This is a genomic window from Vibrio sp. 10N.261.51.C6 (assembly GCF_041471785.1).
GTDB classification, from domain to species: domain Bacteria; phylum Pseudomonadota; class Gammaproteobacteria; order Enterobacterales; family Vibrionaceae; genus Vibrio; species Vibrio crassostreae_C.
In genome coordinates this window covers 97139-115410 of record NZ_JBFRPB010000022.1, presented here as the reverse complement: position 1 = coordinate 115410, position 18272 = coordinate 97139, and the positions used below count along the sequence as shown (strand labels likewise).

Here is an 18272-nt window from a genome sequence, read left to right as displayed (position 1 = left end):
ATTAATGGAAAGTACCATTGCTTGCAGTAAAGTCCAGCAGTGATAAAACATTTCGAGGTGATAAGTTGCAAATTTACGATAGCCTACCAAAAGACAACGGGCTACAACGCTATCTAGTCGGTGGAGCAGTGCGCGATAAGCTGCTCAATATTGATAGTTATGATAGAGATTGGGTCGTGGTAGGGAGTACCCCTCAAGAGATGGAAAACCTTGGCTTTACTGCTGTGGGAAAAGATTTCCCGGTATTCTTGCACCCAAAAACCAAAGAAGAGCACGCACTGGCTCGCACTGAGAGAAAATCAGGCTCTGGTTACACAGGCTTCGAATGTTACTTCGCGCCAGACGTGAGTTTGGAAGAAGACCTGATGCGTCGAGATCTGACCATCAACTCTATAGCTCAAGATGATAAAGGCCAACTTCACGATCCTTATCATGGCCAGAAAGATCTCTCGGATCGTATCTTAAGACACGTTTCAGACGCTTTTGTTGAAGACCCTCTTCGTGTACTGCGTGTGGCTCGCTTCGCCGCCAAGCTTCACCATCTTAACTTCACGGTTGCACCTGAAACCATGGATATGATGAGTGAGATCGTCCAATCTGGTGAGCTGGCACACCTTACTGCAGAGCGAGTTTGGCAAGAGTGGCATAAGTCTCTTAGTACACCGCACCCTGAAGTGTTCCTCTCTGTCTTGAAAGAGTGTGGTGCATTGGCAGTCGTATTACCTGAGATTGACGCTCTATTTGGCGTCCCTCAACCTGAAAAATGGCACCCTGAAATCGACACGGGTATTCACACTCTGATGGTTGCTCAGCAAGCCGCACTATTAAGCCCATCGCTACCGGTACGCTTTGCAGCTCAAGTGCATGACTTAGGTAAAGGCGTCACACCACAAGCTGAATGGCCAAGCCATAAAATGCACTGCCACACAGGTGTTAAGATAATCAAGAAACTGTGTGAGCGAGTGAGAGTGCCCAATGAGTTCAGAGACCTTGCGTTGTTAGTGTGCGAGCAACATTCTAATATCCACCGCGCAGGCGAGCTCAAACCAACCACCTTTCTCAAGGTTCTCAACAAGTTCGATGTTTGGCGTAAGCCAGATAGGCTCGACGATATACTACTTTGCTGCCAGGCCGACCACGCAGGCCGAAAAGGATTAGAAGATCAGCCTTATCCTCAAAAAGCGCGCTTTGAAGTCGCCTACCAAGCGGCGCTTCAAGTCGAAGTAAAAGCGATCATTACCGATGGTTTTAAAGGCAAAGATATTCGAGAAGAACAAGAGAAACGCAGAGCCATCGCAATTGAAAACGCCCTATCAGAACTCGCTAGCAGTTAATCGTCGCCGCTCTACCTAAAACGTATAAAAAGCCCGCAGTTAAGCGGGCCTTTTGTTTCAATTCTTACAGCGAGACCGTTGCCTGTGTCTGTTACTGCATCATTAAGAAAGCAAACAGACCACAACCTAGAATCAGGCGGTAGATAACGAACGGTGTCATGCCCATACGAGAGATAAGCTTCAAGAAGAAGTGGATACAGATGTAAGCACTGATGAAAGACACCGCAACGCCCGTTAGCAAAGTGCCAACATGGATTGGATCACCGCTTGTCACCAACTTAAGACCTAAATAACCACCAGCCAGAGTGATGATTGGGATAGACATCAAGAAAGAGAGTCGAGCCGCCGCTTCACGTGTGAAACCAAGGTAAAGCGCCGCGGTAATGGTTGCGCCAGAACGAGACGTGCCCGGAATGATCGCCATTGCTTGAGCAAGACCAATAAACAGCGCCTTTTTCCAACCCGCTTGGTATTCGTCATCGCGCAGGCTTGAGTTCTTGTCCACCCACCATAACAATAGACCAAAGATAATCGTTGTCGTCGCGATCACCCACGCACTGCGTAAGTAAAGCTCAACAATATCTTTCATCAACAAGCCAAAGATACACGCAGGAATCGTCGCGAGAATGATCATCCACGCTAACTTCGCTTCTTTACTACGATCACCTTTAAACACTGAACCAAAGAATGCGCTCAACAGAGAGACCACTTCTTTACGGAAATAGATAACAACAGCTGCCAAAGTACCAACGTGGACAGCGACATCAAAGGCCAAACCTTGATCTTCCCAGCCTAAAACAGCAGAAGGAAGGATTAGGTGTGCAGAACTGGAAATAGGTAAAAACTCTGTAAAGCCTTGCACCAACGCCAATATAAACGCTTCAAAATAACTCATTACTTACCTTAAAAATTATAGTTTTATATCTACGACAGAGAGCGAGTCTAATTGCTGCATCTTCTGCCATATTTCACTGACGGTTCTTCCGTCTTGCGGGATCACTCGCGCAGGACAAAGATCATAAAGCGGTTGTGTTACAAAAGGATATTTGTAGATATCACTGCGTGGTAATTCTGGCTCACGCTCAGAAACCTCCTCTCCAAACAGCACAATATCAAGATCGAGTTTTCGATCTTGTAGTTTGTGCGCATCTTGAGAGCGACCCCATTTAAACTCAATTTTACGCAGCTGCTGTGAAAATTCAGTCAATGAGAGTGACGTGTCGAGCTCTATCACAAAGTTATAAAACGGATGGCTATTAAAACCCACGGGCTCACAGTGATAGATTTTAGAGCATTTAAGGTTAGTCCCTAACGATTGAAGCTCTGTCCATGCCACCCTTGCATGCTTGTCGCGGTCTATGTTCGTGCCAACACCAACATAGGCTACTGTCATGCTTGACCTCGTTCGATGATCACACCAACGGCTTTTGCTTGTGGCACTGCGCCAGGTTTAGCCAATCGGATTTTAATCCACGGCACAGAGAACTGAGTCATAATAAGCTCAGCAACTTCTTCAGCCACACGTTCAACCAATAGGAATCGGCCATTCGCAATATGGTCAAGCACGGCTGTACTCACTGTCGAGTAATCCAAAGCATCAACCACATCATCACTCTTACCCGCTGGGCGGTTGTCATGAGCCATTTCAATATCAAGCACAAGTTTTTGTTTAATCTCTTGCTCCCAATCGTAAACACCGATCGTTGTAATTACTTCTAGCTGCTCAATGAAAACTTTATCCAGTGCCATGACTTGTCCTTTTAGAGGTCGGATACCCAAATTGGGGAAAAAAACGTATTATTTGCGTAATTCGAGATATGATATCAATTACTCTTGGATTGAGCATTATTTTCCCATCGTTAGGCGTATAACCGTTAAAGGACAGACATGACCCCATTGGCACTTATCATGATCATTGCTGCCTACTTACTAGGTTCAATCTCTAGTGCGGTCTTGATATGCCGAGTTTTGAGGCTCCCAGATCCTCGAACAGTAGGTTCTAACAACCCAGGAGCAACCAATGTCCTGCGTGTTGGCGGTAAAGGCGCAGCAGCTGCCGTCCTTTTGTGTGACATGCTGAAAGGCACTATCCCTGTCTGGCTTGGCTACTACCTCAAGATCGACCCAATCATTCTTGGGGTTGTGGCAATTGCGGCGTGTCTTGGCCATATGTATCCGATCTTCTTCCACTTCAAAGGTGGTAAAGGCGTGGCAACCGCACTTGGCGCTATCGCCCCAATAGGATTCGATCTAACCGGAATGATCATGGCGACTTGGTTAGTGGTCGCGTTTTTGTTTCGTTACTCTTCTTTAGCGGCACTGGTTACTGTGCTACTTGCCCCTTTCTACGCTTGGTTAGTCAAACCTCAATACACATTGCCAGTAGCCATGCTGTGCTGTTTGATCGTGTTACGTCACCACCAGAATATCCGCCGCCTACTCGATGGCAGCGAACCAAAACTCGGACAAAAAAAATCGGCTTAAACTGTCACGTCTAAGCCGAACCATAATATTCAGTATTTAAGAACTTACAGCAGATGTTTATCTAAAAACGTCTTCAGCATTGTGTTCACAAACTCTGGTTGCTCTAACGAGCTAATATGACCTGCGCCAGGAATCACCACTAATTCACTGCCCGTAATGCAATCGTGCATTAGGTATGACTCAAGTACCGGACGTGGTTTATCTTCTTGTCCTACAGCAATCAAAACAGGCAAAGCAAAGTTCTCTACCGATTCAATCATATCGCGACGTCCAAACACCATTCGACCAATTCGTGCCACTTCTTCAGCGTTGTCGCCCTCAAGAGCTGATAACTGCTGAGTAAAACCTTCAACTAAAGCTGGCGTGTTGGTTTGAGCATCATTAGCAAAGAACAGTGGAACAACCGCTTCAACAATTGGCTGAGGAACCGTCTTGGTTTGAGTGATGGTATCTAACATGCTGAAGTACTTTGCGTGAGCAACTTCTGGTTCTAAACCCACAAAAGTATCCATTAGAACCAAAGACTTAATACGTGCAGGTGCAAGTTCCGCTAACTCAGTCCCCCACATACCGCCAACCGATAAGCCAACCACTGAGAATTCTTCGATCTCTAAATGATCAAGCAGAGCCAAAACGTGCTGAGCGTAATCTTTCAAGTTACGCATCGAAGTGGGTGCTGCTTGAGATTCACCATGAGACCAAAGCTCTGGAACAATACAGCGATACTGATTTTTTAACGCTTCGATCTGCGGCTTCCACATTGCACTATCCCAAAGGTAGCTGTGGCCGAGTACAACAACAGGGCCTTGACCTTCATCTAGGTACGCCATCGATTGATTGTCTACTGTGAACTTGTTCATTTTCTTCCCTAATCTCTATCAGCAATTATTTATCGACATACAGTCGGTAAGCTAGGATATAAAAACGGCCGCACAAGGCGACCGTTTATCGAAACACTATAGTCAATTACGCAATTGGCTCTAGCTGGTCAATAGGCCAACGCGGTGTGGCATGAACAGACAAATCAGCCGTTTCGCCATTCTTTAGGCGCTGCATGCCCGCATAAGCGATCATCGCACCATTATCTGTACAGAATTCTGTGCGTGGGTAGTACACCTCACCACCGACTTTCTTAGCAAGAGCTTCAAGCTCAACACGCAGTTGTTTGTTGGCACTTACACCGCCAGCAATAACTATACGTTTCATGCCCGTTTCAACCAAGGCACGCTTACACTTGATTACTAAGGTTGCACAAACGGCTTCTTGAAACGCGTAAGCAATATCAGCACGAGTCTGGTCATCATTATCGTTATCACGAATGGTATTCGCTGCGAACGTCTTCAAACCAGAAAAGCTCATATCTAGACCCGGACGATCGGTCATTGGACGCGGGAACTTAAAACGACCCGGAGTGCCTTTTTCCGCCAAACGAGATAACAGTGGACCACCAGGGTAATCTAAGCCCATAAGTTTCGCGGTTTTATCAAACGCTTCACCCGCTGCATCATCAATCGATTCACCAAGGATTCGGTATTCACCAATACCTTTCACTTCTACCATCATGGTATGGCCGCCAGAAACCAGCAGAGCCACAAATGGGAATGGAGGTGGATTGTCTTCTAACATTGGCGCAAGAAGGTGACCTTCCATATGGTGAACAGGCACAGCAGGCACCCCCCACGCATAAGCAATACTGCGACCAATCGTTGCACCAACCAGTAGAGCGCCCACTAAACCAGGGCCAGCGGTGTAAGCCACACCATCAATGTCTTTCGACGTTAGGTTCGCTTCAGCTAATGCCGCTTTAATAAGAGGAATTGTTTTTTTCACGTGGTCACGTGAAGCTAGCTCAGGCACCACACCACCGTAATCGGCGTGCAGCTTTACTTGGCTATATAATTGATGAGAAAGCAGCCCTTGCTCATCATCATAAATTGCGATTCCTGTTTCATCACAAGAGGTTTCAATACCAATAATGCGCATAATTTTCTCGGCACGCTTCGTCTAAAATGGGAAATTAGCGCAATATTACCCTGCCTAAGCTCTTCAAACAAATATTGTACAGACTATAATCGACAAAGTGCTTTACAAAGCCACTGTGATCGGATTAAAATTCCGCACCATTTTTGATCAAGCTGGTTAATGGCCAAACGCGAATAGAGAGTTAGCTCGATGGGTAACTTCTCTGATTTGGTACTGAGTAGCCAGCGATAATGAATAACCCCTGAGGTGAAAGGCATATGCCAATAGTTAAAGTACGTGAAAACGAACCGTTCGACGTTGCACTACGTCGTTTCAAGCGCTCTTGTGAAAAAGCAGGTATCCTTTCTGAAGTTCGCCGTCGCGAGCATTACGAAAAGCCAACTACAGTTCGCAAACGCGCTAAAGCAGCAGCTCAAAAGCGTCACGCTAAGAAGCTAGCTCGCGAAAACGCACGTCGCGTTCGCCTGTACTAATAACTTAATCCATAAGGACTGAGTTATGGCTCTTATTGAACAACTCAAAGAAGAGCAAAAATTAGCGATGAAAGCCAAGGACAAACCGCGCCTTGGCACTATCCGCTTAGCTCTTTCAGCAATTAAGCAACGTGAAGTTGACGAACGGATCACTCTGAACGACGACGACATTCTTGCTGTATTAGTTAAAATGGTTAAGCAACGTCGCGATTCTGTTGCTCAATATGAATCAGCAAATCGTCAAGATCTTGCTGACGTGGAAAAAGCAGAAATTACGGTACTTGAAGGCTTTATGCCTCAACCGCTAACTGATGAAGAAGTTATTGCACTACTTGATAGCGCAATCGCCGAAGCTCAACCAGCGGGCATGCAAGACATGGGTAAAGTAATGGCTATCTTGAAACCACAAATTCAAGGGCGTGCAGATATGGGGAAAGTTAGTGGTTTAGTTCGTTCTAAACTCGCTTAATCCCAAATCAAATTGCAACAAGCCGTGCAATCCTTCGGAACGCACGGCTTGTTTGTATCTGTAACCTATTCAAACTATTATTATCCACACTCTCAGTTAGTGCATTTTTCTAAGGTTTTATGGCAGGACACATCCCGCGTAGTTTCATCGATGATCTCCTAGCGCGTCTCGACATTGTCGACATTGTGGACGCACGCGTGAAACTTAAGAAAAAAGGCAAAAACTATGGTGCTTGTTGCCCATTCCACAACGAAAAGACCCCTTCTTTTAGCGTAAGCCAAGAAAAACAGTTTTATCACTGCTTTGGTTGTGGCGTACACGGTAATGCTATCGACTTCATTATGGAGTTCGAACGCCTCGATTTTGTTGAAGCTATTGAAGAGCTAGCCTCTTTCTTAGGCCTCGACGTTCCTAGAGAACAGCGCAGCGGCGAGATATCAACAGCACCAAGAGCCAACAGCGAACAAAAACGTAACCTCTACGATTTGATGGGCGGCATCAGTAATTTTTACCGCTCTCAACTGAAAATATCAGCCAACAAACCTGCGATTGATTACCTAAAGAATCGTGGCCTTTCGGGCGAGATCGTCCAGAAGTTTGGCATTGGTTATGTGGCCGATGAGTGGGACTTAGTTCGTAAGAACTTTGGCCAACAGAAAGAAGCCCAAGACATGCTCGTAACTGGCGGCATGTTAATTGAGAACGATAAAGGTAACCGATACGACCGATTCCGTGGACGCGTAATGTTCCCGATTCGCGATCGTCGTGGCCGTGTGATTGGTTTTGGTGGTCGTGTATTAGAAGACGGTACTCCAAAATATCTCAACTCACCAGAAACGCCTATCTTCCATAAAGGTAAAGAGCTTTACGGCCTTTATGAAGTGATGCAAGCCTACCGTGAACCGCCTCAGATACTTGTTGTAGAAGGTTACATGGATGTCGTCGCTCTCGCGCAATATGATGTAGATTACGCGGTAGCATCACTGGGCACAGCAACAAGCACAGAACAACTACAAACACTATTCAGACAAACTAATACTGTTATTTGTTGTTACGATGGTGACCGTGCTGGCAGAGAAGCCGCACGAAGAGCTATGGAGAACGCATTAGAGTTCCTTAATGCGAATAAAGTACTAAAAGTTTTATTCCTACCTGATGGTGATGATCCTGATAGCTACATACGAGAACATGGGAAAGGCGCATTTGAAAATGAAATTAAGAATGCGGAATCGTTAATTGACTTTCTATTAACTGAGATAAAAAAAGAAGCTCCCGATACTGACTCGCGACGTTGGGGAACTTATGTTGTTACCAATGCGGCCCCTTTGCTAAATAAGACTCAAGACCCTTCTTTAAAGGCATATTTATGGAAAGAGCTCGCTTTAGGTACGGGTTGGAGTGATTTCCAGCTTCAAAAGTTTCTCAATGCTTTATTAAAGGTTAACAATGACAATAAACCTCAACCGCATAAAGAGCTCAAGCGCACTCCAATGCGTGAAGTTATCGCTTTGCTTATCCAAAATCCGAGCTATGCTGATATGGTACCGGATTTATCAAGTGTCAAAGGCTTACAGCTGCCTGGACTAAGTTTATTCGTCGAAGTACTTGATAAATGCCATGCGCATCCCCATATCAACACAGGCCAATTATTAGAGCATTGGCGACACAATAAACATGAGGCTCTTCTGTCTCGTCTCGCGAGCTGGGAAATCCCCCTCGACGAAGACAATCAAGAAGACATATTTTTAGACTCATTGGACAATATACTTGCCCAGTGCGTTGAAAAACAAATTGAAAACCTGCAGGCCAAAGCAAGAAGCGTCGGTTTATCAGCCGAAGAAAAAAGGGAGCTACTAGCTTTAATGCTAGATCTAAAAGCGTAACCCTGTTTGATTAGTCAGCATTTAATAAATTTGTTAACATAATTGGTTTGCATTTGAGAATGCAACGTCCTTCACCAGACCTGAAGTTGGATATCATCTATGGATCAAAATCCGCAGTCACAGCTTAAATTACTTGTTATTAAAGGCAAGGAACAAGGCTATCTGACCTACGCCGAAGTAAACGACCACCTACCTGCAGAAATCGTGGATTCTGAACAGGTAGAAGACATCATTCAAATGATTAACGACATGGGTATCAAGGTAGTTGAAACTGCACCTGATGCTGATGATCTAGCACTTAATGATGACGATGCCAATATAGATGAAGATGCAGCCGAAGCTGCAGCTGCTGCGCTTTCAAGCGTAGAAAGCGAGATTGGCCGTACTACTGACCCAGTTCGTATGTACATGCGTGAAATGGGTACAGTTGAACTACTGACTCGTGAAGGCGAAATCGACATTGCGAAGCGTATTGAAGATGGTATCAATACAGTTCAACTATCGGTTGCTGAGTACCCAGGCACTATTCCATACATCTTGGAACAGTTTGACCGCGTACAAGCAGAAGAGATTCGCTTAACAGACCTAATCAATGGCTTTGTTGACCCAGACGACGATGGCACAGCTGCGCCAACGGCGACTCACATCGGTTCAGAACTTGCTGAAACTGATCTGGAAGACGAAGACAAAGAAGACGCTGAAGACGACGAGGAAGAGGAAGAAGAAGATACAGGTATCGATCCTGAGCTTGCTCTTGAGAAGTTCACAGCGCTTCGTACTAGCTACCAGAACCGTCAGCTAGCGATCAACGAGTACGGCCATGAAAGCCCGAAAGCAACGCTTGCAACGACAATGATGCAAGACGTATTCAAAGAGTTCCGTCTAACACCAAAACAGTTTGATTACCTAGTAAACGAACTGCGTAACTCTATGGATCGTGTACGTACTCAAGAACGCCTAATCATGCGTCAAACGGTTGAGTACGGCAAAATGCCGAAGAAATCTTTCATTGCTCTATTTACTGGCAACGAATCTAGCGAAGCATGGTTGGATGAAGTTCTTGCTTCAGACAAGCCATACGCAGAAAAGATTAAACGTAACGAGCACGACATCCGTCGCTCTATCCAAAAGCTGGATATGATCGAACGTGAAACGTCTCTTACTGTTCAAAGCATCAAAGATATCAGCCGTCGCATGTCTATCGGTGAAGCGAAAGCTCGTCGTGCGAAGAAAGAGATGGTTGAAGCGAACTTACGTCTAGTAATCTCGATTGCTAAGAAGTACACAAACCGTGGTCTACAATTCCTGGATCTAATCCAAGAAGGTAACATCGGTCTGATGAAAGCGGTAGATAAGTTTGAATACCGTCGTGGTTACAAGTTCTCTACTTACGCTACTTGGTGGATCCGTCAAGCAATCACTCGTTCGATTGCCGACCAAGCTCGTACTATCCGTATTCCGGTTCACATGATCGAAACGATCAACAAACTAAACCGTATCTCTCGTCAAATGCTACAAGAGATGGGTCGTGAACCACTTCCGGAAGAACTGGCTGAACGCATGCAAATGCCTGAAGACAAGATCCGTAAAGTACTGAAAATCGCTAAAGAGCCAATCTCAATGGAGACACCAATCGGTGACGACGAAGATTCGCACCTAGGTGATTTCATCGAGGATACAACGCTAGAACTACCTCTAGACTCTGCAACGGCAACCAGCCTACGCGGTGCAACTAAAGACGTTCTTGCAGGCCTAACACCTCGTGAAGCTAAAGTACTGCGTATGCGTTTCGGTATCGACATGAACACTGACCACACTCTTGAAGAGGTTGGTAAACAGTTCGACGTAACTCGTGAACGTATCCGTCAGATCGAAGCAAAAGCACTGCGTAAACTTCGTCACCCAAGCCGCTCAGAAACTCTGCGTAGCTTCCTAGACGAGTAATCGCACACTCAAGTGTGGTTAGCTTTTAAGCATAAATAAGAAAAGGTGAGCGTTGGCTCACCTTTTTTTTATCTGTGTGATTTAAGTGGCTAAGATGTAAGCGGAATTGCCCCTTATAGTGTCTAGACACCATTGAACGCTTCCCCTATAATCTATGCCCTACGGCCCCTTAGCTCAGTGGTTAGAGCGCACGACTCATAATCGTTCGGTCCCCAGTTCAAATCTGGGAGGGGCCACCAAATTAGAAAAGCCAGAACAGTTCATGCTGCTCTGGCTTTTTGCTTTTCTAAATCTGTACAACTTACGCCCTGCATTTCCTAACCAATAACGAATCATCCCGCACACAATTCCAATTGCCTCTCTGTGACTAAACATACTTTTCTTTTATAAAAAAATCGGCAATATGAGTGTACACAAATCATTCAATAGTTCAGGGAAGAAACATGAAAGACGAAACACTCTCGATTCACTTCGGCTACGAAACTGATCCAACAACCAAATCGGTTGCGACTCCTATTTACCAAACCGTCGCTTACGAATTCGATGACGCACAACATGGCGCCGACCTGTTTAACCTTGCGGTGCCAGGTAATATCTACACACGGATAATGAATCCAACCAATGATGTGTTGGAAAAACGCATGGCAGCCTTAGAAGGTGGTATTGCAGGCCTAGTGGTGAGTGCAGGCAGCGCGGCGATCAACTACGCGATTCAGACGTTGGCACAAATCGGTGACAACATTGTCTCAACGCCTCAGCTTTACGGTGGTACTTACACCCTATTTGCTCACATGTTGCCAAACCAAGGAATTGAAGTTCGTTTTGCTAAAGACGACAAACCAGAAAGCTTAGCGGCACTGATCGATGAAAAAACCAAGGCGGTTTACTGTGAAAGTATTGGTAACCCTGCTGGTAATATCATCGACTTAGAACGTGTTGCAGAACTTGCCCACGCACAAGGAGTGCCTGTGATTGTTGATAACACAGTCGCGACGCCTGTGCTGTGTAAACCTATCGATTTTGGTGCTGACATCGTGGTGCACTCACTAACCAAATACGTGGGTGGTCACGGTACAACGTTAGGTGGCGTGATTGTCGACTCAGGTAAATTCCCATGGGCAGAGCACAAAGAGCGCTTCCCTGTTTTTAATCAGCCAGAGTCTTCTTATCATGGCGTGGTTTATACCGAGGCATTTGGTGAGGCTGCGTTTATTGGTCGAGCTAGAACGGTTCCCCTACGTAATACAGGTGCAGCACTGTCACCAATGAATGCTTTCATGTTGATGCAAGGTTTGGAGACGTTGTCGCTACGCATGGAGCGACACACAGAGAACGCCTTGAAAGTAGCGGAATACCTCAAGCAACACGAGAAAGTCAGTTGGGTAAGTTACGCTGGCCTGCCTGATTCAGAATTCTATCCACTCGCTGAAAAGTACATGCAGGGTAAGCCATCGGCTATTCTATCTTTTGGTTTAAAAGACGGTTATGAAGCCGGTGTTCGCTTCTATGATGCACTGCAAATCTTCAAGCGCTTAGTTAACATTGGCGATGCGAAATCTCTCGCTTGTCACCCAGCTTCGACGACACACCGTCAACTAAGCGAAGCTGAACAGAAACAAGCCGGTGTATCACCGGAGATGATTCGCCTATCAGTAGGTATCGAGCACATTGACGATATCTTGGCTGACCTAGAGCAAGCACTGAGCGCTTAATGACGCTACAGCTAGCTCTAACACTGATCGTTAACTAACAGACATAAAAAAGCCCATCACAGGATGGGCTTCTTATTATCTATATCTTAGGTAAGCTGTCGATTACTCAACTGTTACCGCTTTCGCTAGGTTACGAGGTTGGTCAACGTCGGTACCTTTTATTAGTGCGACATGGTAAGACAGCAGCTGCATCGGTACTGTGTAGTAGATAGGCGCTGTTACTTCACTTACGTGAGGCATCTTGATGATCTTCATGTTCTCATCGCTTTCAAAGCCCGCATCTTCATCAGCGAATACGTAAAGTAGACCGCCACGAGCACGCACTTCTTCAACGTTCGATTTCAGCTTCTCTAGCAAGTCGTTGCTTGGTGCAATAACGACTACAGGCATATCTGCATCGATAAGAGCCAAAGGACCGTGCTTAAGCTCACCAGCTGCGTATGCTTCTGCGTGGATGTAAGAGATCTCTTTCAGTTTAAGAGACGCTTCCATCGCGATTGGGTAGAACTCACCACGACCCAAGAACAGTGTGTGATGCTTATCAGCAAAATCAGGTGCCAGTGCTTCAATTTCTTTATCGAACGCTAATGCTTTCTCGATATCAGCAGGCAGTTGGTGAAGTGCTTGAACGATTTCCGCTTCTTTTTCTTCATTGATACGACCTTGTAGACGACCAATTGACGTTACCATCATCAGCATCGCTGCTAGTTGAGTTGTGAAAGCTTTAGTAGAAGCAACACCGATCTCTGTTCCTGCGCGAGTCATGAAGGCAAAATCAGATTCACGAACCAGTGAAGAACCCGCAACGTTACAGATAGTCATTGCAGACATATAACCCTTCTCTTTTGCAAGACGAAGTGCAGCAAGCGTATCCGCCGTTTCACCAGATTGAGACAGAGTCACCAATAGGCTGTTCGGACGAACAACGAAATCACGGTAACGGAATTCAGAAGCAATCTCTACGTCACAGCTTACGCCAGCTAGAGATTCAAACCAGTAACGCGCTGCCATGCCTGAGTTGTAAGACGTACCACATGCGATGATCTGCACGTGTTCAACCTTGCTTAGGATCTCTTCAGCTTTAACGCCGATCGCGTTAGTGATAACCGAAGTGTCAGAGATACGGCCTTCCATTGTATTGATCAGCGCTGTTGGCTGCTCGAAGATCTCTTTCTGCATGAAGTGGCGGTATTGACCTTTGTCACCTGCGTCGTGTTCAGCGTTTGACTCAACGATTTCACGCTCAACACGCTCACCCGCTACATCAAATACCGTAACATCACGACGAGTTACCTCAGCAACATCACCTTCTTCTAGGTACATGAAGCGACGAGTTACGCTCAGTAGCGCCAGTTGATCAGAAGCAAGGAAGTTCTCGCCGACACCAAAACCGATAACGATCGGGCTACCAGAACGAGCTACAACGATACGGCTAGGATCTTTACGATCAACCGCAACCGTGCCGTACGCACCGTCTAATTGTTTTGCTGTTTTCTGTAGCGCTTCAACCAAAGAAGCTGAAGTGCGAAGTTCCCACTCAACTAAGTGAGCAATAACTTCTGTATCCGTTTGTGAAGTAAATACGTAACCACGCTCTTGCAGCATAGCGCGCAGTGCTTCGTGGTTTTCGATAATGCCATTGTGTACAACGGCAATATCACCAGACATATGTGGGTGTGCGTTCGCTTCAGACGGCTCACCGTGTGTCGCCCAACGTGTATGAGCGATACCTGTACCACCAATCACTTGTTGCTCTTCTACTGCGTCAGCTAGCTCTTGTACTTTTCCTAGGCGGCGTACACGAGTTAGGTTAGATGCAGTATCGACGACAGCGACACCAGCTGAATCGTAGCCACGGTATTCTAGACGACGAAGGCCTTCTACTAAAATTTCAGCTACATCACGCTGTGCTACTGCACCAACAATTCCACACATAGTTTCACTCCATCAATTTTGTTTTATTCCTATTGGCAGCAAGCAAAGGCCAAATCTTCATTAAGATCAATTATAGGAAGGTAAATGCATAATACTTAAATTTGTTTTTACGCTGGATCGGTCAGGATCACTCGAACATCATGTGATTCGATACTTGCTTTGGATTCTTCGCCTAAGTCTGTATCGGTAATTAAGATGTCAATGTGTTCCCATGCCAGCTCTAAGTTCGGGATCTTTCGTCCCACCTTTTCCGACTCAACCATCACGATCACTTCTCGTGACACTTCAGCCATTACTTTGCTCAGGCCAACCAGTTCGTTAAACGTGGTTGTGCCTCTATCGAGGTCGATACCATCAGCCCCAATAAATAGTTGGTCAAAATCGTAAGCACGAAGTACCGACTCTGCAACTTTGCCTTGGAAAGAGTCCGAATGGGTATCCCAAGTGCCGCCAGTCATTAATAACGTCGGCTCGCTTTCAAGCTCATTAAGCGCATTAGCAACGTGCAATGAGTTGGTCATAACAACCAAGCCACGCTTAGCATTAAGCTGCTGAATTAGAGCACCGGTCGTACTGCCACTATCGATCACGATGCGGTTATGGTCGCGAATTAAATCTGCAGCGGCTTTTGCCAATGAAATCTTTCGAGTCGAAACTTGTTGACCCAGTTCTTCGTTGACAACCTCTTTCGGTAACGAAATCGCACCACCATAACGGCGTAAAAGCTGACCGTTTTTCTCTAAAGACGCCAAGTCCTTTCTAATAGTGACTTCTGAGGTTTCGAACTTAGCGGATAATTCATCAACACTAACCTCCCCTTTTTCATTCACTAGGTTAGAAATTGCATGTCTTCTGAGCTGGGTGTTTCGTTTCGACATTTAAAAAAGGCCATTAAGTTTCGATATGAAACATATTATAGTTACAACGAAACTATTTAGTCTATTTATTTTGATCCAAAAAATTAATAAATAGCGATAAAACCTTGTCCTAAGACAATTGTTAAGCAGTGATATTGAACTCATTAGGTGGTAGAATCCGCACCCGAAAAGAAAAAAAATTACAAAACTGACTGTTATTTTTTTGCAACTTACCCCCTATATAGTGGGGTAAGTCACAGAAAACCGATATTGAATCAAAATCTTTTAGTCATAAAATGACTAAAATTGATGAAAGACTTACAACTCTGAAGGACATATTGGAAGTCCCGCGCTTTTACACAACAGGCACAAAATGTTGATGTAGCGGACCAATCTTCAGAACTTAAATAAATTTCAAATTGTAACAATACTTACCGGAGAGTACCTTCCATGAAAAAGACCAAAATCGTATGTACGATTGGCCCTAAAACTGAATCTGTAGAGAAGCTAACTGAACTAGTAGATGCTGGCATGAACGTTATGCGTCTTAACTTCTCTCACGGTGATTTCGCAGAGCACGGCACTCGTATCGCGAACTTCCGTAAAGTAATGGAAAACAAAGGTGAGCAACTTGCTATCCTTCTAGATACTAAAGGTCCAGAAATCCGTACTATCAAACTTGAAGATGGTAACGACGTAGATCTAGTAGCTGGTCAAGAGTTCACTTTCACAACTGACGCAACAGTTGTTGGTAACAAAGACGTAGTAGCAGTAACTTACCTAGGTTTCGCTAAAGACCTAACAGCAGGTAACACTATCCTTGTTGATGACGGCCTAATCGAAATGGAAGTTATCGCAACAACAGAAACTGAAGTTAAGTGTAAAGTTCTTAACAACGGTGCTCTAGGCGAAAACAAAGGTGTTAACCTTCCTGGCGTTTCTGTTCAACTTCCTGCTCTTTCTGAGAAAGACAAAGCTGACCTTAAGTTTGGTTGTGAGCAAGGCGTAGATTTCGTTGCTGCTTCTTTCATCCGTAAAGAAGAAGACGTTAAAGAAATCCGTGAGCTTCTAAACGCTAACGGCGGCGAGAACATCCACATCATTTCTAAGATTGAAAACCAAGAAGGTGTAGATAACTTCGATTCAATCCTTGAAGCTTCTGACGGCATCATGGTTGCTCGTGGTGACCTAGGTGTTGAAATCCCAGCTGAAGAAGTAATCTTCGCTCAGAAGATGATGATCGAGAAGTGTAACCGTGCACGTAAGATGGTTATCACTGCAACTCAAATGCTTGACTCTATGATCAGCAACCCACGTCCAACTCGTGCTGAAGCGGGTGACGTTGCGAACGCAATCATGGATGGTACTGATGCAGTAATGCTTTCTGGTGAAACTGCTAAAGGTAAGTACCCAGTTGAAGCTGTTACTATCATGGCTCAAATCGCGAACCGTACTGATTCAGCTCTTAAAGCTGAGCTAGGTTCTCGTCTAGACAGCCCACGTCTACGCATTACTGAAGCAGTATGTAAAGGCGCTGTAGACACAGCAGAGAAGCTAGCTGCTCCTCTAATCGTTGTTGCAACTGAAGGCGGTAAATCTGCACGTTCAGTACGTAAGTACTTCCCAACTGCAAACATCCTAGCTCTAACAACTAACGAAAAGACAGCTGCACAGCTAGTTCTTACTAAAGGTGTTAAGCCAGTTCTTGTTGACTCTATCGAGAACACAGACGCGTTCTACATCAACGGTAAAGAAATCGCTCTACAATCTGGCCTAGGTAACAAAGGCGACATCGTAGTTATGGTTTCTGGTGCTCTAGTAGCTTCTGGTACTACAAACACGGCATCTGTTCACGTTCTATAAGAATGAACCGATTCGCATAAAATATAAAAGAGGGCTTCGGCCCTCTTTTTTTATGAAACAAAATCTTGCCTAACTTTTCAGTACGCTGTATTATCAATCACAATAGAACTACGTACTGTTAACCTCCAACTGACTCTTTCTAAGAGACGGATTAGCAGACTAGAAATCATATATAGATGAGGTTTGTAATGTCTAGTCCTACGCTCACTGACAAAGTATCAAAGATGATTCGCCAAGATATTCTTAATGGTGAGTTAACCCCAGGCCAAAAGCTTGTTGTTGCTGATCTAAAAGCACGCTACAACGTTGGCGCATCCCCTATTCGCGAAGCCTTGGTACAGTTATCTTGGAGCAAATACGTAAAGCTAGAGCCACAAAAAGGCTGCTGGGTATCTCCTGTATCAAAGAAAGAACTGAATGACCTATACGAAAGCCTTCGTGTTGTATCATCGGTTCTGCTTAAAAAAGCGATTGCAGCAGGTGATGAGAGCTGGGAACTGGATGTACTAACGTCTTACCATAAACTATCGCGAGTACAGTACGTATCTGAAGAGTTTGACTGTGTAGAATGGGAAGAGCGCCACCAGCAATTCCATGTCGCACTGCTTGAAGGTGCAGATTCAGAGAACATGTTTAAGTTCTTTGATGACCTAATTAACCAAGTGAAACGTTACCGCTTCCTCGCTATGTCTGCAGAAAGCGCATCTGATGATCTGTTCAATATTGATGAGCACGAAATGATCATGAAACTAGTACTCTCTAAGAATGTAGAACAAGCAACAGAACTGCTTGATCAACACTTACTAGGTTCAATGAAACGAATTGAAGAAGTTATCGAAGCGGCATGATGCCAAGATAGATTCTAACCAAATAAAAACGGAGCCCAGCGGCTCCGTTTTTTTGTTTCCAGTACCACGACTGAACTACCACCCAAAAAACTCTTTGTGATGAGTATTGAGTAGCACAACCATAGGTAAAAAATACAAAGCACTCAATTGAAAGCCAAGAATGGCTAATGTGCCTATGGTTAACCTCACTAAAAAATCGACAAACATACCACGCCTCTTTTAACCAGACTGTATGATCCCCAAACTCTTGCTCCAGCTAACCTAATTCTACTGCTGCCTTTCAAACCATTGAAAAGGCTAGCTAATCAGTTGAATTAAGTTAACGGTGTCATCCTTTTACATCTGGTAAACACTCTATTTACTACACCGTTAAGCACGATGTAATCTGAAGCAAGGTAGTTTACTTATTGTTCATTTTAGCTCAAATTTCCACCAGCATTAGACTTTAGTCTAACTGTATAGATTTTGTGACATAGGTCGCTCAAAA

16 protein-coding genes and 1 tRNA gene are annotated in these 18272 nt (G+C 44.9%); 10 read left to right on the top strand and 7 right to left on the bottom strand.

Annotated features, from left to right (window positions below):
- Positions 1 to 17 precede the first annotated feature (17 nt).
- The gene (locus AB4375_RS06775; protein ID WP_017069478.1) at positions 18 to 1334 is read left to right on the top strand and encodes a multifunctional CCA addition/repair protein; all 1317 of its coding nucleotides are present in this window, start codon (positions 18 to 20) and stop codon (positions 1332 to 1334) included.
- A 91-nt stretch (positions 1335 to 1425) separates the two neighbouring features.
- Here AB4375_RS06775 and AB4375_RS06770 read toward each other — a convergent pair whose 3' ends face one another.
- Genes AB4375_RS06770 through folB form a run of 3 tightly spaced genes read right to left on the bottom strand, consistent with a single transcriptional unit; the run spans position 1426 to position 3083 of the window.
- A complete protein-coding gene (locus AB4375_RS06770; RefSeq protein WP_017069477.1) occupies positions 1426 to 2229 on the bottom strand; it encodes an undecaprenyl-diphosphate phosphatase in 804 nt (267 codons plus the stop codon).
- 15 nt (positions 2230 to 2244) lie between these two features.
- Positions 2245 to 2727 (bottom strand): 2-amino-4-hydroxy-6-hydroxymethyldihydropteridine diphosphokinase, encoded by a 483-nt coding sequence (gene folK, locus AB4375_RS06765; protein ID WP_017061413.1) that lies wholly within the window; start codon positions 2725 to 2727, stop codon positions 2245 to 2247.
- Positions 2724 to 3083, bottom strand: a complete 360-nt coding sequence (gene folB / locus AB4375_RS06760) for a dihydroneopterin aldolase (protein ID WP_004735969.1) — start codon at positions 3081 to 3083, stop codon at positions 2724 to 2726. The genes folK and folB overlap by 4 nt, the downstream gene beginning before the upstream one ends.
- Positions 3084 to 3221: 138 nt before the next feature.
- Here folB and plsY point away from each other — a divergent pair, with 138 nt between their 5' ends.
- Entirely contained in the window at positions 3222 to 3818 is a 597-nt protein-coding gene (gene plsY, locus AB4375_RS06755) for a glycerol-3-phosphate 1-O-acyltransferase PlsY (protein ID WP_009847793.1), read from the top strand.
- A gap of 44 nt (positions 3819 to 3862) precedes the next feature.
- On the opposite strand, the gene AB4375_RS06750 is transcribed toward plsY, so the two are convergent.
- The gene (locus AB4375_RS06750) at positions 3863 to 4678 is read right to left on the bottom strand and encodes an alpha/beta fold hydrolase (protein ID WP_017069476.1); all 816 of its coding nucleotides are present in this window, start codon (positions 4676 to 4678) and stop codon (positions 3863 to 3865) included.
- Positions 4679 to 4784: 106 nt separating this feature from the next.
- Entirely contained in the window at positions 4785 to 5801 is a 1017-nt protein-coding gene (gene tsaD / locus AB4375_RS06745; RefSeq protein WP_017061410.1) for a tRNA (adenosine(37)-N6)-threonylcarbamoyltransferase complex transferase subunit TsaD, read from the bottom strand.
- A 257-nt stretch (positions 5802 to 6058) separates the two neighbouring features.
- Here tsaD and rpsU point away from each other — a divergent pair, with 257 nt between their 5' ends.
- From rpsU to AB4375_RS06715, 6 genes are all read left to right on the top strand, one after another.
- Positions 6059 to 6274 (top strand): 30S ribosomal protein S21, encoded by a 216-nt coding sequence (rpsU, locus tag AB4375_RS06740; RefSeq protein WP_004396009.1) that lies wholly within the window; start codon positions 6059 to 6061, stop codon positions 6272 to 6274.
- A 25-nt stretch (positions 6275 to 6299) separates the two neighbouring features.
- Positions 6300 to 6743: a GatB/YqeY domain-containing protein gene (locus tag AB4375_RS06735; protein WP_017069475.1), complete on the top strand. Its 444-nt coding sequence runs from the start codon at positions 6300 to 6302 to the stop codon at positions 6741 to 6743.
- 119 nt (positions 6744 to 6862) lie between these two features.
- The gene (gene dnaG / locus AB4375_RS06730; RefSeq protein ID WP_372051236.1) at positions 6863 to 8626 is read left to right on the top strand and encodes a DNA primase; all 1764 of its coding nucleotides are present in this window, start codon (positions 6863 to 6865) and stop codon (positions 8624 to 8626) included.
- Between the two features lie 99 nt (positions 8627 to 8725).
- Positions 8726 to 10570 carry an RNA polymerase sigma factor RpoD gene (rpoD, locus tag AB4375_RS06725; RefSeq protein WP_017061407.1) on the top strand — a complete coding sequence of 615 codons (1845 nt, stop codon included), beginning with the start codon at positions 8726 to 8728 and terminating at the stop codon, positions 10568 to 10570.
- 163 nt (positions 10571 to 10733) lie between these two features.
- Positions 10734 to 10809: transfer RNA gene (locus tag AB4375_RS06720), tRNA-Ile, on the top strand.
- Positions 10810 to 11013: 204 nt separating this feature from the next.
- Positions 11014 to 12282 (top strand): O-acetylhomoserine aminocarboxypropyltransferase/cysteine synthase family protein, encoded by a 1269-nt coding sequence (locus AB4375_RS06715; protein ID WP_372051235.1) that lies wholly within the window; start codon positions 11014 to 11016, stop codon positions 12280 to 12282.
- A gap of 102 nt (positions 12283 to 12384) precedes the next feature.
- Here the strand turns inward: AB4375_RS06715 and glmS are convergent, their stop codons facing one another.
- Both glmS and AB4375_RS06705 read right to left on the bottom strand, forming a co-directional pair.
- Positions 12385 to 14217, bottom strand: a complete 1833-nt coding sequence (gene glmS, locus AB4375_RS06710) for a glutamine--fructose-6-phosphate transaminase (isomerizing) (RefSeq protein WP_017067690.1) — start codon at positions 14215 to 14217, stop codon at positions 12385 to 12387.
- A 107-nt stretch (positions 14218 to 14324) separates the two neighbouring features.
- Positions 14325 to 15095 carry a DeoR/GlpR family DNA-binding transcription regulator gene (locus tag AB4375_RS06705; RefSeq protein ID WP_017061404.1) on the bottom strand — a complete coding sequence of 257 codons (771 nt, stop codon included), beginning with the start codon at positions 15093 to 15095 and terminating at the stop codon, positions 14325 to 14327.
- A 429-nt stretch (positions 15096 to 15524) separates the two neighbouring features.
- Here AB4375_RS06705 and pykF point away from each other — a divergent pair, with 429 nt between their 5' ends.
- Together pykF and AB4375_RS06695 are read left to right on the top strand one after the other, a co-directional pair.
- Entirely contained in the window at positions 15525 to 16937 is a 1413-nt protein-coding gene (gene pykF / locus AB4375_RS06700; protein WP_017061403.1) for a pyruvate kinase PykF, read from the top strand.
- Positions 16938 to 17113: 176 nt separating this feature from the next.
- Positions 17114 to 17785 carry a GntR family transcriptional regulator gene (locus tag AB4375_RS06695; protein ID WP_080582236.1) on the top strand — a complete coding sequence of 224 codons (672 nt, stop codon included), beginning with the start codon at positions 17114 to 17116 and terminating at the stop codon, positions 17783 to 17785.
- Positions 17786 to 18272: the final 487 nt, after the last annotated feature.